The sequence below is a fragment of the Sulfurimonas sp. HSL3-1 genome (genome assembly GCF_039645995.1).
Taxonomy (GTDB): Bacteria; Campylobacterota; Campylobacteria; order Campylobacterales; family Sulfurimonadaceae; genus Thiomicrolovo; species Thiomicrolovo diazotrophicus.
On record NZ_CP147920.1, the window covers coordinates 242,341 to 265,349 of the forward strand.

Genomic DNA, 23,009 nt, shown 5'->3' on the forward strand with positions numbered 1-23,009 from the left:
GAAAACACTCCATTATAGCAGAGCGCACGCCGGAAACCTGTACAAAATTGCGTCAGATTAAGGCGACATCCTCCCCGGTCTGACCGCCGAAATAGTCCGCCAGTGCTTTGCGGTCGACGGCATGGTCGGCGCCGCGGTAGAGGTTGGCCTCCAACTGGGCCAGGGCGTCGTCAATCGGTTTGGCGCTCCCCTTGAGCGGCAGCAGCAGTTCGAAGAGGGTGCGGTCGCTTTTGGCGGCTTTGACCCGTTTGGCCATCGGGGGAAGCTCCCTCTTTTTCGGGAGACGGTCGCGGCCGCGCAGTAGCAGTAGCCAGTACGACAGGACGCCCGCGGCCGCCCCGGCGGCGAAGATGCCCAGGGCTTCCAAGGGGCTGAAACGGCTGCTACCCGACAGGGCAGGTGTCTGTACTGCCGCCGCCGTCGCGGGGGCGGCCGTTTCGACATGCGGTGCCGCCGCGGCCGCCGGTACCGATGCCGCGCCCTTGACCTTGACAAAGAAAGGCGGGGTCTGCAGGGTTGCCGGTTGCGCGGTTTTGGCATCGAAATAGCGGAAGGTCTGCGGCGTGACGGTGAGATCGCGGTCAGGGATAATGGCAATGGTCTGGTCAAAGGTACCGAAGTATTTGCCGTCTTGAAGCGTGCTTGTCGTTTTCGGGTCGTTGGCGTAGACGATGGCGTGGGCGAAGTGCGGGTCGAACTTGGGGATATCCTCGACGTTGCCGTTGCCTTCGATATGGATGTGGAGGTTGACTGGCTTGTTGGTGTCCACGGACGTTTTATCGATGTCGGCATGCATCGTGAACCGGCCGTAGACCTCCAGCCCCTGCGGCAGTGCGGTGACATGCAAGGTCGCCGGCTCGGAGTAGACTTTGCGGTACTGCATCCGGGCCGCGCCGAAGAAGGGGTCGTTGAAGAAGGGATCGCCGCCCATCCCGCCGCGGCCGGTGCTGACCTTGGTGCCGATCTGGGCGAAAATGGCGGGGATTTCGAGGTCGCCGCTCTGCTGCGGAAAGAGCAGGTAGCGGTAGGACTGGGTGATGTACCCTTCGCTGTCGGCGGAACGTTCGGCCTGGGTGTTGATGCGCTTGATCCAGAAGTGCTCGAGGGTCGGTTCGCTGATGCGGATGTCGTCGATGCGCTCCCCGGGCAGGTATTTGAAGACGAGGTCGAGTTCGACCGGCTCGCCGACATAGGCTTTCGCTTTGGAGAGGCGCAGCAGCATCTGTACGGGCGCCCCCTTCGCTGCGGCCTGGGGCGCGACGACTTTGACATGCAGAGGAAGGGTGTGTTCGACCGTGCCGTCAACAGTCACGTCGAGGGCGGGGATGGCAGTGTCCTCCGTCGGGGTAAAGACGAGCCGCTGCTCGACCGCACGCGTCGTATGGCCGTTCACGATGGAGATGTTCCGGCTCGTGCCGCGGCTCTGGATGGGGTAGCCTGCGATCTCCGTCAGCGCCGGGAAGCGGATGTCGTCGCCGGTGGCGCTGATCGTCAGGGTGACCGGGTCGCCGCGGGTGACGGCGGGGTTGTCGACGGTGGCGGTCACCGCCGCGAAAAGCGGCAGCCCTAGCAGCAGCAGCGCCAGGATCTTACCAAGGGGTCGTTTCGTCATCATGGGGTTCTCCTTTGCCCGATAGCGGGATCATCAATGTTTTGATGCCGCGCTTGTCGAGCATCTGGTTGTATTTGCGCTCTTCCATATCGCTGATGGGGTCAGCCATCGCGGCCTGCTGTTTGCCTGTTTCGGGGCTTTCCGGTGCTTCTTCAGGCTGCCTCTCAGCCTCCTGCTGTTTTTCGTCCTGCTTGCCGCTTTGTTCTTTCGATTCCTGCTGTTTGTCGCGTTCTCCGTCCGCCTGTTTCTCCTGCTCCTTCTGTTCGCCGTTCTGCTGATCCTTTTTTTGCTGCTGATCTTCTCCCTTTGAGGCGTCGTCCTGGCTCTTTTGGTCCTTGTTTTGTTGATCACCCTGTTGCTTCTGCTTGTTTTGCTGCTGATCATTCTGCTTGGACTGGTTCTGGTCGTTCTGATTGTTTTGGTTGTCCTCTTTTTGCTGCTCCTGCTCCTGCTCCTTCTGTTTTTTCAGGAGGTCGAGATTGTACTGCGTATCGTCGTCTTTGCCGAGTTTCAGCGCTTCTTCGTAGGCCTTGATCGCTTCGTCGGTTTTGCCCAGGTTGGCGAGGCTGTTCCCGAGGTTGTGCAGCGCTTTTTGTTTGAGCTCCGGGGCACGGATCTGCGTAAAGACGTCTGCCGCCTCTTTATACTTCTGCTGTTTATAGAGGGCGTCGCCGTAGTTGAAGCGGGCGGCGTCGTTTTTGCTCTGCAGCATGCCATAGCCCTCAGCTGCCGCGGCGTAATCGCCGCCGTTGTAGGCCGATGCGGCGTTGGAGAGGGTGTGGAAATCCGTCACCCCCGCATGGAGCACTCCCGCGGCGAGGCAGGGCAGAAGGTATCTAAGCATGGCGTCTCCTTCGCTGCGGCAGGGAGTAGAGTGCCATCAGCAGCAGGAGAACGCCAGCACTAAGCGGCCAGACGAAGAGCTCCTGCAGATCGCGGATGACGTCGCTCTTTTCCCTGCGCGGCGTAAAGCATGACTTCAGCGCATCGGCAAGGGCCTTGATGTCATTGTGTTTGAGGGAGTAGGGCAGATAGGCGCCGCCGCTTTGCAGGGCGAGGGCTTTCACGTCGTCGTTGCGGCGGACGACGACGATGTCGCCGTGCTTGTCCGTCATGGCCCCCTGTTCGGTCGGGATGACCCCGCCCTTCTCCGTGCCGATGTTATAGAGGAAGACGACGATGTTGTGGGCCCTGGCGTAGGCGATCTCTTGATCGAAATCGCTGCCGCCGCCGCCGTCGGTAAAGAGCAGGAGCGCTTTTTTGTCGCTCCCCTCCAGGAGGGTATCGGTCTGCTGAAGGGCCTGGAGCAGGTCGGTGCCGCGCAGGCTGATGGAATCGGTGTTCATGTTTGAGACGAGGTAGCGCAGGGTCGCAAAATCCTCGGTCAGCGGGGAGACCATGAAGGCCCGGGCGCTGAACCCGATCACCCCGATGCGGGTGCCGTTGATGTCGCCTAGCAGGGCGTCAAATTTCCGCTTGGCCAGGGCAAGGCGGCTGGGGTAGACGTCGTTGGCGAACATGGAGCGGGAGATGTCGAAGCCGACGATGAGGTCGATCGTACTGCTCTGTACCTTGATCTCGCCATGGTCGACGACCGGTCGGGCGAGGGCGACGATGAAGAGCGCCGCTGCCGCGAGCAGCAGAGCGCTGCGCAGCCACTGCGGCACGGTGGAGGTGCGCTGAAGCAGTAGTTTCAGCACCTCCGGGGCAAAGGCGTTCCGGGCCGCTTTGCGCGGCGCGAAAAGCAACAGCGCGAGCGGTAGCAGTACGATCAGCAAGAAAAGCAGGTGCGGCTGTTCAAAGTGCATGGCCTCTCCTTCGCATGGCGGCATAAAGCACGAGCAGCAGCAGCGCCGCGCCGAGCGGGTACTGGAAGTAGTAGCGCTTCTTGACGTACTTGTCCGCCTTGATCTCGCTCTTCTCCAGGGTGTCGATCTCGTCGTAGATCCGTTTCAGCCGTTCGACGCTTCCCGCCTCGTAGAATTTCCCGCCCGTCTCCCGGGCGATCTTTCTGAGTACCTCCGGGTTGTAGTCTCCGCGGCCGCCGACGCCGATGACGTAGACTTTGATGCCGTGCTTGACGGCACTCTGGATGGCCACGTCGAGGGGAACCTGGGAGGTGTTGTCGATCCCGTCGGTGAGCAAAATGGCGATCTTCTCCTTGGCGTCGGAGGATTTGAAGAGCTTGGTGCTCATGAAGAGCGCCTCGTAGAGCGCCGTGCGCTGCATGCCGGCGATGCCGACGTCGACCTTGGAGAGCAGCTGTTTCAGGCTCTGTTTGTCATAGGTCAGCGGCATGGCGACGTAGGCGAAGTCGGCGAAGAGGGTCAGGGCGAGCTTGTCGTGCTCACGCTTGTCGATGAAGTCGAGCACGATCTTCTTGACGATGCCGAATTTGTCCATTTGGCGCATGGAGCCGCTGGCGTCGAGGACGAGGGAGAGCTCGTACCCCTTGTCGTCGCTGACGACGACCTCGTTCTGGCGGATCGGCGAAGCGAGGGCGAGGGCGAGCAGGGCGAAGAGGAGCAGTTTGATCCCCCGGGTGAGCCAGCCGCTCCGGGCGGAAAGGGTGCGCAGCAGCGCCGTGTCGGGAAAGAGCATCTGCTGCGTCTTGGCCCGGCAGAGGGCCTCGCAGAGGAAAAAGAGGGCGATCAGTCCCAGCGCCCAGGGGTACTCCAGCGTCCACTCACCCACGGCGTGCCTCCTTGATGAAATCGCGCAGCCTCGTTTCGAGCGCGGTGTCCAGGGCGGGGACGCTTTTTTGGTACTTGTAGGGTTCGAGTTCCGCGAGCAGCGCCCGGAAGGTCGGCATCGTCTCCGGCGTCGCCACGAAGTGCCCCAGCAGGCTGAAGTCGTAGACGGCACTTTTCGTGTCGCTGAAATCGAGCGCCTGCAGCCGTTTCAGCGCCTCGGTCCGTTTGGGGTCGCCCCCATTGCGGCGCCGTTTGAGCAGCCAGAAGAGCAGAAGGCCCAGCAGGAGGATGCCTACTGCGACAAGGGCGGTGAGGAGCCAGAGTGAGTGGTCGGGGACGGCGACAATGGGCTTGATGTCTTTGAGCGGGAGGGTCTGTCCGGGCATCGCCTACCTCCGGAACAGCGCGGAGAGCTTCACGAAGGGCTCTTCGTCGGTGTAGAGTTTCGTCGCGGTGATGCGGTGGGAGGCGAGGTGCTCGACGAGGGTCTTGTCCCGCGCCTCCAGTGCAGCGCGGTAGCGTGCGGCGAGGGCGGGGGAGAGTTCCAGGGTCGTGCCCTCCATGCTCTGCGCGTCGAGCAGGCCGATCTCGCCGGAGAGCGCGGGGTTCTCCTCGAAGCGGTCGCGGACGATGATGGCGTAGACCTCGTGGCGGGCGAGCAGCGAAAGGTCGATGCCGTCGCCGTAGAAGTCGCCGATGAGGAAGATGAGCGAACGCTGGCGGACGCGGCCGTTGAGGTGGTCGACGAGCGCGGCAAAATCGACGCGCTTGCCCAGCGGGTCGCGGCCCAGTACCTCGGGGACGGTGACATGCAGGGAGCCCAGGGCGCGGGTCGGCGGCAGGAAGAACTCCTCTTTGTCGCTGAAGACAAGGGTGGAGACGCGGTCGTCGTTTTTCAGCGCCGAGTAGGAGATGAGTGAGAGGGCTTCGGCCATCACCTCCTGCTTGAAGCGTTGCGAGCCGAAAAAGATGCTGCCGCTCTCGAGGTAGACGCAGACGATGTTGAGTTCGCGCTCCTCGTTGAAGACGTTGACGAAGGGGCGCTGCTCCCTGGCGGTCACCTTCCAGTTGAGGGTACGCACGTCATCGCCGATGGTGTACTCTTTGAGTTCGGCGAAGTCCAGCCCGTTGCCCGCGAAGATGCTCGGGTTGCCCCCGGCGTTGCTGCCGAAGATGTTGCGGCGGGTACGGATCAGGATCTCTTCGCTCTTGTGCGCCAGCACTCTCAGGCCTTAGGGGAGCTTGATCGTCTGCATGATCGTGCCGATGAGGTCGTCGGCGGTGACACCGGCGGCTTCGGCCCGGTAGTTCAGCACCATACGGTGGCGCAGGACGCCCCGGACCGTGTCGGCGACGTCGAGGGGGGTGACGAAGTCATTGCCGCGCAGGTAGGCACGGGCCTTGGCGGCCTTGTAGAGGTTGATGGAGGCCCGGGGGCTTGCGCCGTATTCGAGGTATTCGGCGATCTCGCCGACCCCGTACTTCTCCGGCTCGCGGGTAGCGAAGATGATCTTCATCATGTAGCGGGTGACGGCCTCGTCGACATGGATGCTCTGCACTTCGTCGCGCATGGCGAGGATGTCATCGGCACCGGCGACCTGCATGATCGCCCCGACGCTGCGGTTCGCGATGCGGTCGACGATCTGCATCTCCTCCTCGAAGCTGTTGTAGTCGACGAGGACTTTGAGCATGAAACGGTCGAGCTGCGCCTCGGGGAGGCGGTAGGTCCCCTCCTGCTCGACGGGGTTCTGGGTCGCGAGGACGAGGAAGGGGTCGGCGAGTTTGAAGGTGTCGTCGCCGATGGTGATCTGGTGCTCCTGCATCACCTCCAGCAGGGCCGATTGCACCTTTGCCGGGGCGCGGTTGATCTCGTCGGCGAGGAGCAGGTGGGTAAAGGCGGGACCCATCTTGACCTTGAACGCGCCGTTGCGCTGGTCGTACATTTCGGTCCCGACGATGTCGCTGGGGAGCAGGTCTGGGGTGAATTGTACCCGTTTGAAATCCAGTCCCAACGCCTTGGCCAGGGAGTTGATGGCCGTCGTTTTCGCCAGGCCCGGCACCCCCTCGACGAGAATGTGGCCGTCGGTGATGAGGCCGATCAGCAGTGCGTCGATCAGCGCCTCCTGTCCGACCATCACCTTGGCGATTTCGGTCTTGATGGCGTGGATTTTCTCGTTCATTTTTTCCCATCCTCGGATCGTGTGATACGCAATCATATTCGGGCGGGGTAAATCGGGTGTAAATCCACATATAACAATTGGTAAATCGTGGCAGCGGTGTTGCGCGGCGTAGCGCGCCTCACCTGTTTGTTAGGCGATGCGGCTGCGTTTGCCGCTGTCGACGAGGCTCAGCCACGCGGGGAGCATCAGCAGGTCGATGACGACGGCGATCACCAGGGCCGAGGCCGTGACGATCCCGAAGTTGACGTTGGGGACGAAGTCGCTCAGCGCGAAAATCATAAAGGCCGCGCTGAGGATAAGGGTGGTAAAGACGATCGCCTTGCCCGCATAGTGGTAGACGTAGGCGAGCGCCGCTTCGAAGCTTTCACCCTCCCGCCGCGCTTCGCGGTATTTGACGAGGAAGTGGATGGTGTCGTCCACCGCCACCCCGATAATGATGGCCCCGGAGACCGCGACGCCGAGGTCGATGGTGATCCCCAGCCACCCCATGACCCCGACGACGAGGGCGATGGGCAGCACGTTGGGGATGATAAAGAGGGGGATCATGCGGAGGTTGCGGAAGATCAGCATCATCATCAGCGAGACCGCTGCGATGGCGAGCAGGATTGACTCGACAAGGGTGTCGGTGACGTCATGCTGCATATGCGCGAACATCTCCGTCTGTCCGTTGACCTGGGCGCGGTAGGGGGTCTGGGCCCACCAATCCTCGACCCACTGCATCATCTCCAGGTCGAGGGAGGTATCGACGATGTCCACTGACGCGGTGACCCGAAGCCGCCGTTCGTTGACGTCCATGCGGTCGTTTATTTCCATCCCCTGGGGCAGGGAGAGCGAGTAGAGCAGCAGGTACTGGGCGATCAGGTTGCGCCCGTCCGGTACGGTCGGGCTGCCATCCATGACGTCGTTGAACTTTTCGACGACGTCGACGAGGGAAGTGGTGTGGCGCACCGCCGGATACTGCGCTTTGAACGCCTCGGTGAAGCGGGCGACGGTCCGCATGAATTCGGGGGATTTGATGCCGTCCTTCTCCCCCGAATCCACGACGATCTCGTAGGCCATCGGCCCGGTAAGGTTGCGCTGCACGAAGGTCACCGTCTCCCGGAAGGGGACATGCTCTTTGAAATAGCGCACCGTATTCGAGTCGACCTTTACCCAGGCGATCCCGATGCCGATCAGGGTAAAGAGCAGCAGGCTGCCAAGGAGGATGCCGCGGTCATGGCGCATGATAAAACGGGCGCTTCGCAGCGAGAGCGCGTCATGGCTTTCGGATTCCTCCGCTTCGCTCTTCGCCACTTTCGGGTTGAGGATCGCCAGCATGGCCGGGACGAAAAGGATCGTCAGCACAAAGGCGAGCAGTGCGGCGGTCGCCGTCGCGATGCCCAGGGTCTTGACGGGAATGACATGGGAAACGGCCAGGGAAGCGAACCCGACGGCAGTCGTCAGCGAGGTCAGCAGGGTCGGCAGAAAGTTCTTACGGACGCTGAAACGGATCGCGTCATGGTTGCCCATGCCCCGCCGCCGGCCGACGAGGTAGATCCAGAAGAGGTGCATCGCGTCGGCGATCCCGATGGCGACGACGAAAACGGGGAGGTTGGCGGTGAAGTTGTTGAGCCGGTAGCCCAGCAGCACCTGCACCGCCAGGACGATGAGGAAGGTGAAGATGACGACGGAGAGGCTCAGCAGCATCCCCGAGGGGCGGCGGAAAATAAACCACAGCAGCACCATCGCGATCAGCAGCACGAAGGGGGTGAAGGTCTTGACGTCGTGTTCGCCGAGGGTGATGAAGGCCATGTTGAGGATAGGGCCGCCGCCGAGGTGGAAGGTGTAGCCGCTGGCCGCCTCTTTGGCCACGATCGCCTCGCCCGCCGCCTTGAGCCGTGCCGAGACCTCCGGGTCGTCCCCGGCTTTGGGGGTGAGGCGCGCCGCGATCATCGTCGTTTTCATGTCGGCGCTGACGATCCGTCCGACGATCATCTCCTCGCCCGCGGCGATGCGCGCCTTATCGGCCAGCTGTGCGGAGGAGAGGGCGGCGGGGTCGTCGATGAAGTCCTCCACGATCACGTCGTCGGGATACTCCGGGTCGCTGTGCACATACTGGTAGTTGGTCAGCGAATCGACCCGGGCGATGTCCGTCGTCTGCCAGAGCGCCTCGGTGATCCGCTTCACGACGCCCAGCGCTTTGGGGTTGAAAACGCCCGCTTCGTCGCGGAACATGATAAGCAGTGCATCGTCGTTGCCGAAGACGGAACGGAAGGTGTCGTACTGCTTGAGGATGGGGGACTCCTCGCCGAACCAGATGCGGTAGCTTCCCTCGAACTGCAGGTAGCGCAGCTGCGAGGCCAGGGCCAGGGTGATAAGCGGGATCAGCAGCGCGGCCCACCAGCGGAAGCGGATGATGCCGTCAACAAAACGGTCGATATTCATAGAGTGTCCTTAAAAGTAATACCCGAATTTGGCGGTGATGCTCTGAAAACGGCCGAGCATGTGGAAAGCCGTCATCGTGTTTTTCGAGGGTTCGATATAGCGGTAGTCGATGTTGAGTTTGAAACTGTCGAAAAGTCGGGTCTCATACTCGGCGTAGTAGCTCTGCTCGTCGTACTCCAGGTCCGCGACCACCCCGCCGACGAGCGAGGCGCTGTTGACGTCGTTCAGGCTGACGCGCAGACCGAGGAAAAGGTCGTTTTGGAAGACTTCGAAGAGGTCGAGGTCCGTATACTTGCCTTTTTCCGTCGTCTCATAGCGGTAGTACTCCGCCAGCAGTCCGAGATCCGCTTCCCCGTACACCTGCACGATGGTGTGCTCCATCCCGGCGGCAATGTGGTAGTAGTCGGAGATATGGTCATCGTCAATGACATCGGCATAGAGGGCCTCGAGTTTGAAGAGGGTGTCGCCGACGACGAGGGTGTCGTAGGTTATCACCTTGTTGACGCGGTAGGCGTACTCGGCCAGGGGGACCGTATAGGTATAGGTGATGAGGTCGATCGGCGTAATGATGGGATCGCCCGCCAGGAAATAGCGCTGCGAATCGTAGCCGCGCTGCACGATCACGGCGTAATCGAGGGGGTACTCCGTCTCCGTCGAACCGCTTAGACGCAGGTAATAGGTCGGAAGGGTGTCCGACTCGCTGGTCTGGAGCGTCGCGTCGTATCGCACCTCGGGCGGGAAGAAGTAGAAGGCATAGGGGGGCTTGGCCATCTTCTGATTCTCTTCGGCGAATTTGACGATCAGGGAGAGCGAGCCGCTGTCGGTGTAGTGGGTCAGTGCCGCGTTCCAGACGCCGATCTTGTCCTCCTCGAAGAGGCCGTTTCGCAGGTCTACGGGGTTGAAGCCGTCGACGATATTGCGTACTTCCAGCGCCCCCCAGAAGCGGAGGCTCCGCCCCGCCATCAGCTGGTTGTCGCCCAGATCAAGCGTGCCGTAAAGCTCGTCGACACGGAGGAAGCTCCGGCCGGTCTGCTCCTCCTTTGCCTGCAGGTCATAATAATCCTGCTGGGCGTTGATCCGGGTCACCGCGCGGAAATCCTCATAGGTGTATTCGGCCTCCAGGGAGCCCAGCAGGGTGGCGTCGTTTTCGTGCTTGCCGCTTTGGCGCAGAAGAAAGGCATCGCCCTGCAGGCTCACATTGCCGCGGATGTCGACATCCGCCGCCAGCGGCAGGGTAATGAGCAGGGGCAGCAGCCGTCTCACTGTTTGAGGACCCGTTTATGGAAATCTTTGTCCGTCAGGCCGGTGTCGATCTTTTCGTGTTTCCAGACGAGGATCGTCTCCTTGTCGTTTTGGTGGTTGGTCATAACGATTTTACCGATACGCCACACTCCGCCTTCGTTGCGGTAGTCACTGAAACGGGCCGTTTTCAGCAGCGCCTTTTTGCGGTCGTAATAGTCTACCCGTACGATCACGTAGGTTTCGGGGTCGATCCAGCTCACCTGTTTGGTATAGCCGGAGTCCTTCTCCTTGGGGAAGCGGACGCTCTTGTAGTAGGATTTCCCCTCGAGCTCCACCGTCTCCGCATCACCCCCGTAGGTGTACTTTTCGATATTGAACGCGCTGAGGTCCTCGTAGCTGAATTCGCTGCCCATGAAGGAGCCGGACTTGTTCCGCGAGGCGATCCGCTTGACCCGTTTGAGGGCGGGGAGATAGAGCCACTGGTCGTCGTCGCGGTCGAAATGTTCGTAGTTGAGGAACTTGGTCCCCTTGACGTCCGCCGGGGTGAGGAACTCCATCAGCGATTTGTCCCCCGCTTTGCCTTCGAGCACTTTCATCAGCATTGTGCGTTCACGGGTCTGGCCGTTGGCGTTGATGAGCGTCATCTGCATTTCGCTGACGGCATCGTGGAAGCCGCTGAGCGCGGCATCGGTTTTTTTCGCCAGGTCGTAGTCGCTGATTGCCCAGGTGTTCAGGGCAAAGATAAAGAGCAGCGGTAACCATTTTTGCATGGGGAAGTCCTCCAGTCTTGGGTGATGTTGACAATGTTAACATAGTAATGTGACCGTTGTCAACACCAAGGGGGATTTTGTTATACTTTTGAAATGAACCAGGATGAAAAGCGGCCGTATCACCACGGCAATGTGAAAGAATCGGCGATCGAAACGGCCCTGGAGATGCTGGAGAGCGAGGGGCTCGAAGCCATCACCCTGCGGGAGCTCTCCTCGCGCATCGGGGCGTCGCGGACGGCGATCTACCGCCATTTCGAGAACAAAGAGGCGCTGATCCGGGAAGTCATCCTGGCCGGCTTCGAACGCTTTGACGCCTTCTTTGTCGATATCTTCTCCAAGGGTGACGTGGATGTGCTGACGCGTTTTACGATGATGGGGCGGGCCTACCTCGCCTTCGCCGTCAATAATCCGCAGCTCTACCGTGTGCTTTTCGGGCCGACGGTGCGCCAGGAGCGCGAAGAGGTCTGCGATCTTGAAGACGCCGAGAGGGCGTCTGGGTTTCATGCGCTGGTGCATCTGATCGAGGTGGGGCAGCGGGAAGGGATCTTCAAAAAAGGGGATGCTTTTCTGCTGGCGGCGACGGTCTGGTCGACGGTCCACGGGCTGGCTTCACTGATCATCGACGGGCACCTGGTGATCAGTGACAACATCGATGCGATCTTCGAGGCGGGGAACCGCACGTTGCTTGAGGGGCTCAAAGCGGAGCACTAGGATGCATCGGGCGCATTTCGTGCTACACTGTTGCTACGTTCACGTTTTACAATGCATAGATAACGAAGCGGCAAAGGAGATACGATGACGCTGATAGATATCTTTACGGACCATGTAGTCAACTGTAAAAGTCTCAAGGATTATGTCGAGATCCGCAAAAACATCCACGAACGGGGCGAATTCAATGACCGGACCCTGATCCAGGCCGAAGAGGATCTTCAGCGGCTGCGCCGGGAGCATCCGGAGGTCTACGCGGGGATGTACGAGGTGCTCTATGAGATCATGCGCCGCGACGAGGGGCACTATTACGAATACCCCATCAACTTCATCCGCCAGATCCTGCGTATCTACCAAGAGGGAATCCCGGCCGAGAAAGTCCTCGAAGCATACCGCAAGGAACTCGACCACCACTACCGCGACGCCTGCTGACGCGCGTCAGCCCTCCAAAAAACAACTCAAAAGATTATAAGATCGGAAAAACCGGCGGGGTTCCCCGCCGTGTGAATTAGCGCACTGAAGCGTAGGGTGTCGTGCGTGAAGGAACGTTCTGTACTGTAGCGCCGATAGCGGTCGTTCCCCATCCCAGACCCAGGCTCGGCAGACGGTAGTAGAACAAAGTCATGATCACTCCTTTAAGTTGAACAAAACCAATTGTAAAAAGCAAACGTAGCACCGGCGTAGCAAAACGGCAAAAATAGAAAATATTTTCTTTCCCGGGCATGAACGCGCTGCCACGGCGTCACAAAATTATCACCTTCTTCATCGAATCTTCATTTTCGCGCGTCATAGTGCTTATAACCATATCACCAGAAGGATCCGAGATGAAATCGATTTCTCTTGCACTTTCGGCGCTTGCCGCCGGTCTAATTTTTGCCGCCTGCGGAGGCTCGGGAAGCAGCAGCACAGGCAGGGCTGTGACGAGTATTACCGGGACCGTACCGGGGACCCTTATCGAAGCCTTCTGCGAAGACGGGAGCTATTACGCGGTCAACTCCAATGACAACGGCACCAGCGAACACCCCTTCGAGATCGAGGTGCCCCAGAATACCAGTTGCCGGCTGGTCATGACGACCAACGAGAATACACCCGACGCCTCCGTCGTCACGCTGATCACCCTGAACGGCAGCTCCCTTTTCGAAGTGAACGCGACGGCCGTCGATCTGGGCTACATCGCCCTGCCGATGGACCGCACGGGTTATGACGATGACAATAACGGCGTCGCTGACGATCTCTTCAACGTCGTCACGCCCGAAGGCACCGTCATTTCCGTCGAACTGGCCGACGACCCGATGGATGTCGACGGTGATGGTGTTATCAACCTTTACGACGACGATGACGACAATGACGGCATCAAAGACGATGTGGACCCGGACGATGATAATGACGGCATTCCCGATACCGAGGATGAGGACAGCATCAACGACTTCGACCACGACGGTATCAACAACGATGCCGACATTGATGATGATAACGACAAGATCATCGATGCCGTGGACAACGACGATGATAATGACGGTATCGATGACAGTGCCGATACCGATGACGATAATGACGGCATTGACGACAGTAACGATCCTGACCAGCTCAATGATACCGATCATGACGGGCTGACCGATGCATATGACGACGATGACGACAACGACGGTATCCCGGACGATGAAGACCCGGATGATAACGACGACGGCATTGACGACAATGAAACCGACGGCCAGGAAGTTACTCTCGCCTAACCCCCGGCGGCGGCCCCCCGCTGCCGGGTTTTATGCACGCTTTTTTTTCTGAGTCTCCCTTCTTTTTCTTCCACAGATCATGCACATGAACACAATGGTAATGCCCGGCGTATAAAAGCGCGGACTGTTTATTACAGCAGGGAACGGCGGAATTTCAGGATGCTCAGCCCGATAAAGAGCACGGCGAACCCGCCCAGCGCCGCGAAAGAGTGCCAGAGGTCGGCGATGAGGGTGTGCTTGATCAGCAATCCCCGGATGATCTCGACAAAGTAGGTAAAGGGGATGGCGTAGCAGAGCGGCCGGATGTAGTCGGGAACGGCTTCGAGGGGGAAAATGAGGCCGCTGAGCATCACGGAGGGGATAATGATGAAGATCGCGAGGAACATCGCCTGCTGCTGGGTCTGCGATACAAGCGAGATCAGCACCCCCATCGCAATCATCACCGCGACATAGACGACGGCGAGCAGCGCGAGGTAGAGGTGCGACGTCGCCTCGGGCAGGTCGAAGAGCAGCCACCCCAGTCCCAGGATGAGGTAGAAGTCGATCAGCGCGATGATGACGTAGGGGATGATCTTTCCGAAGACGAAGGCGCTTTTGCTGATGGGGGTGACGAGGAGCTGCTCCAGGGTCTGCTTCTCCCGCTCCCGCACGACGGTGATCCCGGTGAGAATCAGCGCGATCTGCATGATGAGCACCCCGATGATGCCGGGCAGGAAGAACCAGGTCTCTTTCTCGTCGGGATTGAAAAGCACGACGGTATCCATGATGAAGGGCTCCGGGGCAATGACGGTTGGCGGCGCGTTCTCGTCGAGGAAATACATGTCGTTCGTCACCCCTTCGTCGGTGGCGGCGGAGGAGTTGTACTTCATCGCCGTCGTCAAAGAGGGCATCGTGCCGTCGACGTAGAAGGTGATATGGGGTTGGCGGTTCTCGCTGAGGTCGGCGGAGAAGTTGCCGTCGATAAAGAGGCCCGCCTCCGCCCGCCCGGAACGGATCTCCTCGATGATCGCCGCCCTGTCCGCTACCGGATAGAGTTTGAAGTAGCCGTCGCTCCAGAGCCCCGTTTTGATGAGGTTGCTGAAAAAGGAGCGGTCGTTGTCGACGTAGGCCATCGCGACGTTTTTGGGTTCGAGTTTGAGGGCGAGGCCGAACAGCACGAGGAAGATGACGGGCATGACGACGATGAGGGCGATGAGCCTCGGGTCGCGGCGCAGCTGGGTCAGCTCCTTTTTGATCATCGCACCGAGCATTACCGCCGCTCCTGGGTGAGGGCCATAAAGACGTCCTCGAGGTTGGGTTCGGTCTCATAGACCGCGGCATCCGGCGCGAACGGCGCGACCAGCGCATCGACGGCCTCGCGGCCCATCTCCGGCATTGTCATCAGGCGCAGTTCGCTGCCGAACTGGTTGACGAGGCGGATCCCGGGATGGTTTTCGGCGGCGGCGGTGAGGGCGGGGTCGTAGTCGACGCGCACGGCAAAGACGCGGACTTCCCCCAGTTCGGATTTGATGGCAGCGGGTGCGCCTTCGGCGATCATCTGCCCGTGGTCGAGGATGGCAATGCGGCGGCAGCGCTGCGCCTCTTCCATGTAGTGGGTCGTAACAAAGAGGGTTTTTCCCGCGGCCGCCAGCGTATAGAAGTCGTCCCAGAGCTGCTTGCGGGTGACGGGATCGATGCCGGCCGTCGGCTCGTCGAGGAAGAGCACGTCCGGGTCGTGGGAGAGGGCGCAGGCGAGGGCAAGGCGCCGTTTCGTCCCGCCTGAGAGGGTCCCGGCGCGCTTGTTCCGGTAAGCGCTCAAAGCATAGCGTTCGAGCAGCGCATCGAGCCGTTCTGCGTCATGCACGCCGTACATGCTGGCGTAGAAACGGAGGTTCTCGATGACGCTCAGCTCTTCGTACTGCCCGAACGACTGCGCGACGTAGCCGAAGCAACTTTTGGCCTTTTGCACGGGCTTCCCGTCGATGCGCACGGTGCCGTCGTCGGGGGCGATCAGGCCGCAGAGCATCCGCATCGTCGTGGTTTTGCCCGCGGCGTTGGGTCCCAGCAGTCCGAAGATCTCGCCCCGGGGAATATGAAATCCGACATCATCGACGGCAAGGGTGCTGTTGAAACGTTTGCGCAGATGTTCGGCCTCGATCACGGTCCTGCTCCTTGGGGGGTCCTATCCGGTAGTATACATCACATTCGGTGTATAGTGATTTGAACTAAGTTCATTTTTAGAAATATGATTTTAGTATTCGAGTACGATTTCCATCATTGGGAACGGAAAGGTCAACCATGATCAAAGCGAAACTGCAGGATGTCAAGCGCTCGCTGATCCTAGAAGCGGCGGCGGCGGCCTTCGAATCGGCGGGATATGAAGCGCTCAAGGTCTCGGAACTGGCCAAGGGCGTCGGGGTCTCCGTCGGAACGATCTACGGGCTGTTCGAGTCCAAAGAGGGGCTCTATATGGCCTACGTCAAAGCGCAGATCAGCGGCTATATCGCGGAGCTTCGGGCCCGCTGCGAGACGGTCACGGATCCCGAAGCGCAGCTGGAAACGGCATTCTGGCTCAAGTTCAGCCATTTCGCCTCCAAGCGCAGGGCCGTCGAGGAGTGCGCAAAGAACAACCCGCTCTTTTTCAGCAATATCCGCCACAGCGAACCGGAGATCCTGGAGCAGGTGTACAAGGTGATCGCCGGGATCGTCCGGCGGATCAATCCGAAGCTGGATGAGGAGGAAGCCCTGGCGATGTCTTATCACCTGGCCGGTCTCAGCGACGGCTATATTAACTACTGGCTGGTCCACGACGGTGATCTTCTTTCGAAGGTGCCGGCCCTGCAGGCCCAGATGTTGACTATGATCAAAGGATGCTAATGCGACAGATTTTCTCTTTACTTTTTGCGGGGACGGCCCTGTTCGGGTTCGATCTGCCGACGCTGATCACCCAGGCGCAGCAGAACGAGCAGGTGCAGGCCTATGCCAAGCGCGCCGAGGCGGCGGCGCACGCACACGACGCGGTGGTCGCGTCGTACCTGCCGCGCATCGACGTCGGGGCGAGCGCCTCGTACATTGACGAGCGGGGCAGCATCGACGTGCCCGAAACCTACAAGGCCTACGCCGAGGCGAACTTCGTCATTCTTGACGGATTCAAACGAAAGAACCTTCTCAGCGAGAAAAGCATGGACGCGAAAGCGGGGCAATTTGACCTCGAAGGGTTCAAAAAAGCGGTCTCGCTGCAGGTGATCCAGCGTTATGCCGAACTGCAGAACGTCGCGTCCGATATTGACGCCCTTCAGAAGAACCGCGAGCAGCTCGCCGAGCAGCTGGAACGGTTCAAACTCTTCAAAAGCGCGGGCATCGCGACGGAAGAGGATGTCGAGCGTCTCAATGCCGCCGTGGCCGATGCGGATTACCAGATCATTGCACGGCAGTACGAGAGCGACCGCCTGCGCAGCCAGCTGGAGCTGCTCAGCGGCGCGCCGCTGGAGGGGGAGCTGACACCGGGGGCGGTCGTCCTGCCGGAGGAGACCGAAGCGAAACGGCTCGACAGCCTCGAAGCGATGGCCTTCAGGGTCCGCGCTCTGGGCTATGCCGCCGAACAGGCCGACAGCGTCTACTATCCGACCATCGCCCTCAACGACACCTATACCTGGTACGACTACAAGAATTTCAACCCGAGTTTTCCGGTCAATTTCGTCGACAAACAGAACCGCCTGACCCTGCAGCTCTCCATGAACCTGATCGATTTCGGCGCCGCGCGGCAGCAGAAGCAGGTGCTACGGCTCCAGCAGGAGGCGCAGGCGCTTGAGCTGCGCTACGCCGAAAAGTCGGCGGAGGCGGACCGGGCGCTGGCCCTCAAAGCGATCCAGCGCGCCGAAAGCCTGCTGGACGCGGCACAAAAGTCGGAAACGGCCTCCGACCGCACTTTTGCCGTCGTCAAGAAAAAGTACGAGGCGCGGGTCGTCGACTACATCCGCTATCTCGACGCGCTGAGCAAGGCCACGGAGTCGAGAGCGCAATACAACCGCGCACTGAGCGGGCTGAACAGCGCCAATGCAACCTACATTTATAACCTGGGGATGGACCCGAAGGAGTATGTCAAATGAAAAAGATCTTAGTGACGGCCGTCCTTATGTTTACGGCACTGCATGCGCAGAACATCTATGCAACGTTCGATGTCGAAGCGGAAAAGGCCGCCGAACTCTCCCTGACCTCCAGCGGTACTATCGAAGGGATCAATATCGACGTCGGTTCCCGGGTCAAGAAGGGCGATATTCTGCTCTGGCTGGATAACGACGATATGAAAGAGGCCGTGGAGCTGGCCAAGGCGCAGCTGGAGCTGGCCCGCGTCGACGCCAAGTTCGCCCAGCGCAATTTTGAACGCTACGAGAAGGTCAAGAATGTCATCGATGCGGGCGAGTACGACCGCTACGCGTCGGCGTACGAGACGGCGAAGAGCCGCCTGCACGAAGCGCAGGTCAACGTACGCTACAAGCAGGCCCTCCTGGAGAAGACGATCCTGCGGGCCCCCTTTGACGGGGTCGTCTCCGACAAGCCCGTCGAGGTGGGGGACGTCGTCAGCGGCGCCATGATCAAGGTGCTGCTGCGGCTGCAGAGCGCGAAAGCGAACACCCTCAAGCTCAAAGTCGACCAGAAATACTGGACAAAACTGAAGCCCGGCCAGACCTTCCGCTACCGTGTTGACGGCGAGACGGGGCAGCGCGAGGGGAAGGTGAGCATCGTCTACCCGACGGCCAACAACGCCAACCGCAAGATCATCGTCGAGGTCCCGGCCAAGGGGATCGTCCCGGGGCTCTTCGGCGAGGGTGAGATCGAGGCCGACTGATGTACAAATTTGCCATTAACCGACCCATCACGACGCTGATGTATGTGCTGACGCTCGTCGTCTTCGGACTGATGAGTTTCAAAGCCATGCCCGCGGCGCTCTTCCCCAACGTCGACTTCCCCATCGTCACCGTCAAAACGGTCTACCCTGGGGCGGAGCCGACCAGCGTCGAGTCCCAGATCACCGACAAGATTGAGGAAGCGGTCTCGGGGATCAACGGGATCGACACGATCACCTCTACGAGCAGCGACGGCGTGAGCGTCGTTATGGTCAAGTTCCTGCTTGAACGCAAGATAGACGAAGCGGCCAACGATGTGCGCGACAAGGTCTCCGCCGTCAAGCTCCCGGTGCAGGCGGAGAAACCGCTGGTGAGCAAGCTCGATATCGGCGCGGCGCCGGTCATCAACGTCTTCCTGGCGGCGAAGGAGGCGACGCCGACGGAGCTGATGCTCTTTGCCGACGAGAAGGCCAAACCCGCGATCCAGCGCCTCAGCGGCGTCGGGGCCATCAATATCATCGGCTACCGCGACCGCGAGATCCGCATCTACCCCGACCCTTATGCCCTGAACAAGTACGGCATTACCGTCAAAGAGCTCAATGACATCATCTCCAAGGAGAACGTCAAGATCGGCGGCGGGAAACTGGAGAAGGGGGCCAGCGAGCTCATCATCAAAACCGAGGCCGACGCGGTGAACATCGACGACCTCCTCGCGATCAAGATCAAAGACGAGCTCCGCCTGGCCGATCTTGCCCGGGTCGAGGACGCCCTGGCGGATGCGAAGAGCTTCTCCTCCTATGACGGGAAGGCCGGCGTCATGCTGGAGGTGCAGAAGATCTCGGGCACGAATACCCTCGACGTGATCAAACTGGTCAAGGATGCCGTGCCGGGGCTGCAGCGGCTCGCGGGCGACAAGATCGAGGTGAAAACGCTCAACGACACCTCGCCCTTTATCATCCACTCCCTCGAAGACGTCGAGTTCGACCTGGTCTACGGGGCGCTGCTGGCGGCGCTGATCATCTTCGTCTTTCTGCGCAACGTGACGATCACCCTCGTCGCTTCCCTGGCGATCCCGACGTCTATCATCGGCACCTTCGCCCTGATGGACTACATGGGCTTCGACCTGAACAAGCTGACGCTGATCGGGCTGACGCTCGCCATTGGTATCCTCATCGACGATGCCATCGTCGTTATCGAGAACATCTACAAAAAGATGGAAGCGGGGATGGGCAAGTTCGACGCGGCCGTCGAGGGGACCAAGGAGATGGCCTTCGCCATCCTCGCGATCTCCTCGATGCTGCTGGCGGTCTTTATCCCCGTCTCCATGATGAGCGGGATCGTCGGGAAGTTCTTCAACTCCTTCGCGATGACCGTCGCCTTTGCCATCGTCATCTCCTACACGATCGCGATGACCTTCATCCCCTCGCTCAGCGCCCGGGTGCTGCATAAAGGCGAGAGCCGCTTTTACGACAAGACGGAGTTCATCTTCGTCTGGCTCGACCGCGCCTACGCGGCGACCCTGCGTTTCGCCCTGCGCTTCAAGGTGCTGAACATGGTCGCCGTCCTCGTCATCTTCATCGGATCGCTCTCGCTCTTCCCGAAGATCGGGATGGACTTCGTTCCCAAGGAGGACAAGGCGGAGTTCGAGGTGAAAATCGAGGCGAAGCCGGGGATCTCCCTGGAGGAGATGCTCGTCAAATCCCGCAAGGTCGAGGCGCTGGTCAACGGCGTCGACCAGGTGGAGTACACGACGCTGGGCATCGGCTATAACAGCGCACAGGAGATCAACAAGGCGCTGCTCTACGTCAAGCTGACGGACAAAACGAAACGTTCGCAGAACCAGGAGGAGATCATCCAGGCGCTGCGCGGCAAGCTTAAGGGGTTCGACCCGGATCTCTTCATTACCGCGGCGGCCATCCCGAACATCAAAGGCGCCGGGGTCTCCGTGCCGTACCAGATCGTCCTCAAAGGCGACAGTTTCGACTCCCTCACTGCGGCGTCGGATGCGCTCACGGCCTACCTGGCGCAGAAGCAGGGCTTCGTCGACATCGATACGAACCTCGAGGCGGGCAAGCCGGAGCTGCAGATCTCCATTCTGCGAGAGAATGCCAACCGCCTCGGCGTCCGTGCCGAGGATATCGCCAAGGCCCTGGCAACGGCCTTCTCCAGCGACCTGCCGATCTCCCAGTATGAGGAGAACGGCAAGCTTTATGACATCACCCTGCGTTTCGACGACGCCCACCGCGAGGACGTGGAGCAGATCAAGAAGATGGAGCTGCGGACCCCGGCGGGCGACCTCGTCTCCCTTGACGGGCTCGTGACCTTTGAGAACGGCAGCGCGATGGCGGCGGTCAACCGTTTCGACCGCGAACGACAGGTGACGGTCTTCGCCGACCTCTTCGGCCTCGACCTCGGCGGCGCCGTCAGCTACACGATGGCCAAGATCGACGAGCTGATGCCCGAGGGCGTCAACTACCGCTTCACCGGCTTCGCCGAAGAGATGGCCAAGACGGGCAAAGCCTTCGTGACGGCAATAGGACTGACGATCATCATGATCTATATCATCCTGGCGATCCTCTACGAGTCGCTGATCCAGCCCGTCATCATCATGATGGCGCTGCCGCTCTCCATTACGGGGGTTTTGATCGCCCTCTTCTTGAGCGGGCAGCAGTTCAGCCTCTTCGTCATGATCGGCTTCTTCCTGCTGATGGGGATGGTCGGTAAGAACGCCGTCCTGCTCGTCGACTTCGCCAATGTCGCCGTCGAAAAGGGGCGGGAAGTCAACGAGGCGCTGCTCGAGGCGGGCGAAAAGCGTCTGCGACCGATCCTGATGACGACCTTCGCGATGGTCTTCGCGATGCTGCCGCTGGCGTTCGGCAGCGGTTTCGGGAGTGAGACGAAGTCGCCGATGGCCATCGCCGTCATCGGCGGGCTGATCAGTTCGATGATCCTGACCCTCGTCGTCGTGCCCATCATCTACCGCCTCCTCTACCCGCTGGACCGCTGGCTGCGTTCGCACTACGAACGCCGCATCGGGGAGGCGTAAGCCCCTCCGTCAACCCTTTTCCCGAATGAGTCTGGTGTGTTTTTTTGTTTAATGCGCCAGAGTATGTTGTTTTTCTCAATTTATCCCTCCTGTGTCAGCGTTATCATGTGTAAAATAGGTGTGATGCAAAAAGGACGCGGTGTTTGGTGTGAGCACCCTACCGTCCGTCAGAGGAGGAGACATGAGAATCGCAATCAGCGGCGCAGGCGGGTTTATCGGAAGTCACCTGGTACGCATGTTCGAAGCGGAAGGGTGGGAGGTGATCCCGCTCCACACAAAGGATTTTTCGCTTGAGGATGCCGTCTTCGTCGAGAAACTTTCCGGGGCGGACGTCATCGCCCACCTGGCCGGAGCCTCGATCAACAGGCGCTGGACGGAGGCGTATAAAAAAGAGCTCTACGAGAGCCGAGTGAAAACGGCCGAGAAGCTCGTGCGCGCCATGGCGATGATGGCAGAAAAACCCAAGCTCTTCATCTGTACGTCGGCGGTGGGAATTTATGCTTCGACGGGCAAATATGACGAAGAAAACGCCGTCTATGCCAACGATTTTCTGGGGCGGCTGGCGCAGAACTGGGAGGCGGCGGCCATGCAGGCCAACGCCGTTGGCATCAGAACGATCATCTTCCGCTACGGCATTGTGCTCGGCCACGGCGGCGGCATTCTCAAAGAGATGCTGCTGCCCTTCAGGCTCGGACTCGGGGGGACGATCGGTGACGGGACACAGCCTTTTACATGGGTGCACATCGACGACCTGATGCGGGGTTACCTTTTCGTTACCCGGCATCCGGATATGGAGGGCGTTTACAATCTGATGGCGCCTACGCCGACGACCAATTACGGTCTGACGAAGACGCTCGGCAGGGTGCTGCATCGCCCGACTTTTATGACCGTGCCCCGTTTCCTACTGAAGCTGCGTTTCGGTTCCGAAGGCGGCGAGGCGCTCGCCGGCGGTCAGTATGCCCTGCCCAAACGGCTGCTGGAGGCCGGATTTACGTTTAAATTCAAAACCGTCGATGCGGCGCTGGAGGACCTATTTGGTTCCTGATGCCCCGAGGGGGACGCGCTAGGGCGCCGAGAGAGCCAAAAAACGCAGTGACGCTTTTCCCACGACTGCCGCGGCGTTTACATTGGTTTACGCCGCGTTGGCTGCCGATATACACCTTTTTTCTACAATCGTTTCCAAAGAGATATGAACGGTGCCGGAAGTTCCCTGCCGTTCCCGAGTCACTGAACAACTATCTGCAAGGAGCGTATAATGAAACCGTTGATCAAAGAGAGTGCGACCTCGTTAACGGCACTTGTGTTTTTTGTCGTCGGCGTGAGCGGCGTCCTGCTCTATTTCCACCTCTTCGATGTCCAGGTCAAGGCACTGCACGAGACGCTGGGACTGCTCTTCGTCGCCGCGGCGCTCCTGCACGTCTACTTTAACTGGAAGGGGATGAAGCGGTACTTCCCCAAAAAGGTTTTCATGGGATTCACCGCCGTGCTCACCGCCGTTTCGATTGCGTTTATCGCGTCGTCGGAAAGCGGCCCGAACCCGAAGGTAACCCTGATCGACCGTGCCCTGAACGCACCGCTGTCTGTGTCGCTCCCGCTGCTGGAGACGGACCGGGAAGCGGCTGAAACGCTGCTGGGCGACAGGGGGATTACCCTCGGGGGTGCGGATTCACTGGCCGCGATCGCCCGCGCCAACAGCGTCTCTCCCTTCGAGCTGGTCATGATGATTACCGCGGAGAAAGAGTAATGCGGCGTCCCCGTTTAACGGGAGTTGTCCC

At 60.0% G+C, this 23,009-nt stretch carries 21 protein-coding genes; 9 read left to right on the plus strand and 12 right to left on the minus strand.

Features of this window, described 5'->3' with window-relative positions; translation table 11 throughout:
- Positions 1 to 52: 52 nt before the first annotated feature.
- From WCY31_RS01305 to WCY31_RS01350, 10 genes are all read right to left on the minus strand, one after another.
- Positions 53 to 1,615, minus strand: a complete 1,563-nt coding sequence (locus tag WCY31_RS01305) for a BatD family protein (protein WP_345972850.1) — start codon at positions 1,613 to 1,615, stop codon at positions 53 to 55.
- Positions 1,590 to 2,456, minus strand: a complete 867-nt coding sequence (locus WCY31_RS01310; protein ID WP_345972851.1) for a tetratricopeptide repeat protein — start codon at positions 2,454 to 2,456, stop codon at positions 1,590 to 1,592. Before WCY31_RS01310 ends, WCY31_RS01305 begins: the two co-directional genes overlap by 26 nt.
- Positions 2,449 to 3,420, minus strand: a complete 972-nt coding sequence (locus tag WCY31_RS01315; protein WP_345972852.1) for a vWA domain-containing protein — start codon at positions 3,418 to 3,420, stop codon at positions 2,449 to 2,451. Before WCY31_RS01315 ends, WCY31_RS01310 begins: the two co-directional genes overlap by 8 nt.
- On the minus strand, positions 3,410 to 4,306 hold the full coding sequence (locus WCY31_RS01320; protein WP_345972853.1) for a vWA domain-containing protein: 897 nt from the start codon (positions 4,304 to 4,306) through the stop codon (positions 3,410 to 3,412). Before WCY31_RS01320 ends, WCY31_RS01315 begins: the two co-directional genes overlap by 11 nt.
- The gene (locus tag WCY31_RS01325; protein WP_345972854.1) at positions 4,299 to 4,691 is read right to left on the minus strand and encodes an LPXTG cell wall anchor domain-containing protein; all 393 of its coding nucleotides are present in this window, start codon (positions 4,689 to 4,691) and stop codon (positions 4,299 to 4,301) included. Before WCY31_RS01325 ends, WCY31_RS01320 begins: the two co-directional genes overlap by 8 nt.
- A 3-nt stretch (positions 4,692 to 4,694) precedes the next feature.
- Positions 4,695 to 5,528, minus strand: a complete 834-nt coding sequence (locus WCY31_RS01330; RefSeq protein WP_345972855.1) for a DUF58 domain-containing protein — start codon at positions 5,526 to 5,528, stop codon at positions 4,695 to 4,697.
- A gap of 9 nt (positions 5,529 to 5,537) precedes the next feature.
- Positions 5,538 to 6,485, minus strand: a complete 948-nt coding sequence (locus WCY31_RS01335) for an AAA family ATPase (protein ID WP_345970433.1) — start codon at positions 6,483 to 6,485, stop codon at positions 5,538 to 5,540.
- A gap of 129 nt (positions 6,486 to 6,614) precedes the next feature.
- Positions 6,615 to 8,909 carry an efflux RND transporter permease subunit gene (locus tag WCY31_RS01340; protein WP_345972856.1) on the minus strand — a complete coding sequence of 765 codons (2,295 nt, stop codon included), beginning with the start codon at positions 8,907 to 8,909 and terminating at the stop codon, positions 6,615 to 6,617.
- 9 nt (positions 8,910 to 8,918) lie between these two features.
- A complete protein-coding gene (locus WCY31_RS01345; protein WP_345972857.1) occupies positions 8,919 to 10,172 on the minus strand; it encodes a hypothetical protein in 1,254 nt (417 codons plus the stop codon).
- A complete protein-coding gene (locus WCY31_RS01350) occupies positions 10,169 to 10,921 on the minus strand; it encodes an outer membrane lipoprotein-sorting protein (protein WP_345972858.1) in 753 nt (250 codons plus the stop codon). Before WCY31_RS01350 ends, WCY31_RS01345 begins: the two co-directional genes overlap by 4 nt.
- Before the next feature lie 93 nt (positions 10,922 to 11,014).
- Here WCY31_RS01350 and WCY31_RS01355 point away from each other — a divergent pair, with 93 nt between their 5' ends.
- The 3 genes from WCY31_RS01355 (at position 11,015) to WCY31_RS01365 (ending at position 13,362) form a co-directional block, all read left to right on the plus strand.
- Complete coding sequence (locus tag WCY31_RS01355; RefSeq protein WP_345970438.1) at positions 11,015 to 11,632, plus strand: TetR/AcrR family transcriptional regulator; 618 nt, start codon at positions 11,015 to 11,017, stop codon at positions 11,630 to 11,632.
- Positions 11,633 to 11,716: 84 nt separating this feature from the next.
- Positions 11,717 to 12,061 carry a hypothetical protein gene (locus WCY31_RS01360; protein WP_345970439.1) on the plus strand — a complete coding sequence of 115 codons (345 nt, stop codon included), beginning with the start codon at positions 11,717 to 11,719 and terminating at the stop codon, positions 12,059 to 12,061.
- Positions 12,062 to 12,453: 392 nt separating this feature from the next.
- Positions 12,454 to 13,362: a hypothetical protein gene (locus WCY31_RS01365; RefSeq protein WP_345970440.1), complete on the plus strand. Its 909-nt coding sequence runs from the start codon at positions 12,454 to 12,456 to the stop codon at positions 13,360 to 13,362.
- A gap of 131 nt (positions 13,363 to 13,493) precedes the next feature.
- Here the strand turns inward: WCY31_RS01365 and WCY31_RS01370 are convergent, their stop codons facing one another.
- Positions 13,494 to 14,612, minus strand: coding sequence for an ABC transporter permease (locus tag WCY31_RS01370; protein WP_345972859.1), 1,119 nt, complete (start codon positions 14,610 to 14,612; stop codon positions 13,494 to 13,496).
- Positions 14,612 to 15,502 (minus strand): ABC transporter ATP-binding protein, encoded by an 891-nt coding sequence (locus WCY31_RS01375; protein ID WP_345970442.1) that lies wholly within the window; start codon positions 15,500 to 15,502, stop codon positions 14,612 to 14,614. The genes WCY31_RS01370 and WCY31_RS01375 overlap by 1 nt, the downstream gene beginning before the upstream one ends.
- Before the next feature lie 137 nt (positions 15,503 to 15,639).
- Between WCY31_RS01375 and WCY31_RS01380 the strand changes: the two genes are divergently transcribed.
- The 6 genes from WCY31_RS01380 to WCY31_RS01405 all read left to right on the plus strand — a co-directional run bounded on the left by WCY31_RS01380 (position 15,640) and on the right by WCY31_RS01405 (position 22,978).
- Positions 15,640 to 16,218: a TetR/AcrR family transcriptional regulator gene (locus WCY31_RS01380; protein WP_345972860.1), complete on the plus strand. Its 579-nt coding sequence runs from the start codon at positions 15,640 to 15,642 to the stop codon at positions 16,216 to 16,218.
- Positions 16,218 to 17,450 (plus strand): TolC family protein, encoded by a 1,233-nt coding sequence (locus WCY31_RS01385; RefSeq protein ID WP_345972861.1) that lies wholly within the window; start codon positions 16,218 to 16,220, stop codon positions 17,448 to 17,450. Before WCY31_RS01380 ends, WCY31_RS01385 begins: the two co-directional genes overlap by 1 nt.
- A complete protein-coding gene (locus WCY31_RS01390) occupies positions 17,447 to 18,190 on the plus strand; it encodes an efflux RND transporter periplasmic adaptor subunit (protein ID WP_345970446.1) in 744 nt (247 codons plus the stop codon). The genes WCY31_RS01385 and WCY31_RS01390 overlap by 4 nt, the downstream gene beginning before the upstream one ends.
- On the plus strand, positions 18,190 to 21,234 hold the full coding sequence (locus WCY31_RS01395) for an efflux RND transporter permease subunit (RefSeq protein ID WP_345970447.1): 3,045 nt from the start codon (positions 18,190 to 18,192) through the stop codon (positions 21,232 to 21,234). The genes WCY31_RS01390 and WCY31_RS01395 overlap by 1 nt, the downstream gene beginning before the upstream one ends.
- Positions 21,235 to 21,415: 181 nt before the next feature.
- A complete protein-coding gene (locus tag WCY31_RS01400; RefSeq protein ID WP_345972862.1) occupies positions 21,416 to 22,279 on the plus strand; it encodes a TIGR01777 family oxidoreductase in 864 nt (287 codons plus the stop codon).
- A 210-nt stretch (positions 22,280 to 22,489) separates the two neighbouring features.
- Positions 22,490 to 22,978: a DUF4405 domain-containing protein gene (locus WCY31_RS01405; RefSeq protein WP_345972863.1), complete on the plus strand. Its 489-nt coding sequence runs from the start codon at positions 22,490 to 22,492 to the stop codon at positions 22,976 to 22,978.
- The last annotated feature ends 31 nt before the right edge of the window (positions 22,979 to 23,009 follow it).

What these genes read in the sequence shown, in the direction of transcription:
- WCY31_RS01305 (WP_345972850.1), bottom strand. Translation starts at nt 1,615, where the DNA reads ATGATGACGAAACGACCCCTTGGTAAGATCCTGGCGCTGCTGCTGCTA.
- WCY31_RS01310 (WP_345972851.1), bottom strand. Translation starts at nt 2,456, where the DNA reads ATGCTTAGATACCTTCTGCCCTGCCTCGCCGCGGGAGTGCTCCATGCG.
- WCY31_RS01315 (WP_345972852.1), bottom strand. Translation starts at nt 3,420, where the DNA reads ATGCACTTTGAACAGCCGCACCTGCTTTTCTTGCTGATCGTACTGCTA.
- WCY31_RS01325 (WP_345972854.1), bottom strand. Translation starts at nt 4,691, where the DNA reads ATGCCCGGACAGACCCTCCCGCTCAAAGACATCAAGCCCATTGTCGCC.
- WCY31_RS01335 (WP_345970433.1), bottom strand. Translation starts at nt 6,485, where the DNA reads ATGAACGAGAAAATCCACGCCATCAAGACCGAAATCGCCAAGGTGATG.
- WCY31_RS01340 (WP_345972856.1), bottom strand. Translation starts at nt 8,909, where the DNA reads ATGAATATCGACCGTTTTGTTGACGGCATCATCCGCTTCCGCTGGTGG.
- WCY31_RS01350 (WP_345972858.1), bottom strand. Translation starts at nt 10,921, where the DNA reads ATGCAAAAATGGTTACCGCTGCTCTTTATCTTTGCCCTGAACACCTGG.
- WCY31_RS01355 (WP_345970438.1), top strand. Translation starts at nt 11,015, where the DNA reads ATGAACCAGGATGAAAAGCGGCCGTATCACCACGGCAATGTGAAAGAA.
- WCY31_RS01360 (WP_345970439.1), top strand. Translation starts at nt 11,717, where the DNA reads ATGACGCTGATAGATATCTTTACGGACCATGTAGTCAACTGTAAAAGT.
- WCY31_RS01365 (WP_345970440.1), top strand. Translation starts at nt 12,454, where the DNA reads ATGAAATCGATTTCTCTTGCACTTTCGGCGCTTGCCGCCGGTCTAATT.
- WCY31_RS01370 (WP_345972859.1), bottom strand. Translation starts at nt 14,612, where the DNA reads ATGCTCGGTGCGATGATCAAAAAGGAGCTGACCCAGCTGCGCCGCGAC.
- WCY31_RS01380 (WP_345972860.1), top strand. Translation starts at nt 15,640, where the DNA reads ATGATCAAAGCGAAACTGCAGGATGTCAAGCGCTCGCTGATCCTAGAA.
- WCY31_RS01385 (WP_345972861.1), top strand. Translation starts at nt 16,218, where the DNA reads ATGCGACAGATTTTCTCTTTACTTTTTGCGGGGACGGCCCTGTTCGGG.
- WCY31_RS01390 (WP_345970446.1), top strand. Translation starts at nt 17,447, where the DNA reads ATGAAAAAGATCTTAGTGACGGCCGTCCTTATGTTTACGGCACTGCAT.
- WCY31_RS01395 (WP_345970447.1), top strand. Translation starts at nt 18,190, where the DNA reads ATGTACAAATTTGCCATTAACCGACCCATCACGACGCTGATGTATGTG.
- WCY31_RS01400 (WP_345972862.1), top strand. Translation starts at nt 21,416, where the DNA reads ATGAGAATCGCAATCAGCGGCGCAGGCGGGTTTATCGGAAGTCACCTG.
- WCY31_RS01405 (WP_345972863.1), top strand. Translation starts at nt 22,490, where the DNA reads ATGAAACCGTTGATCAAAGAGAGTGCGACCTCGTTAACGGCACTTGTG.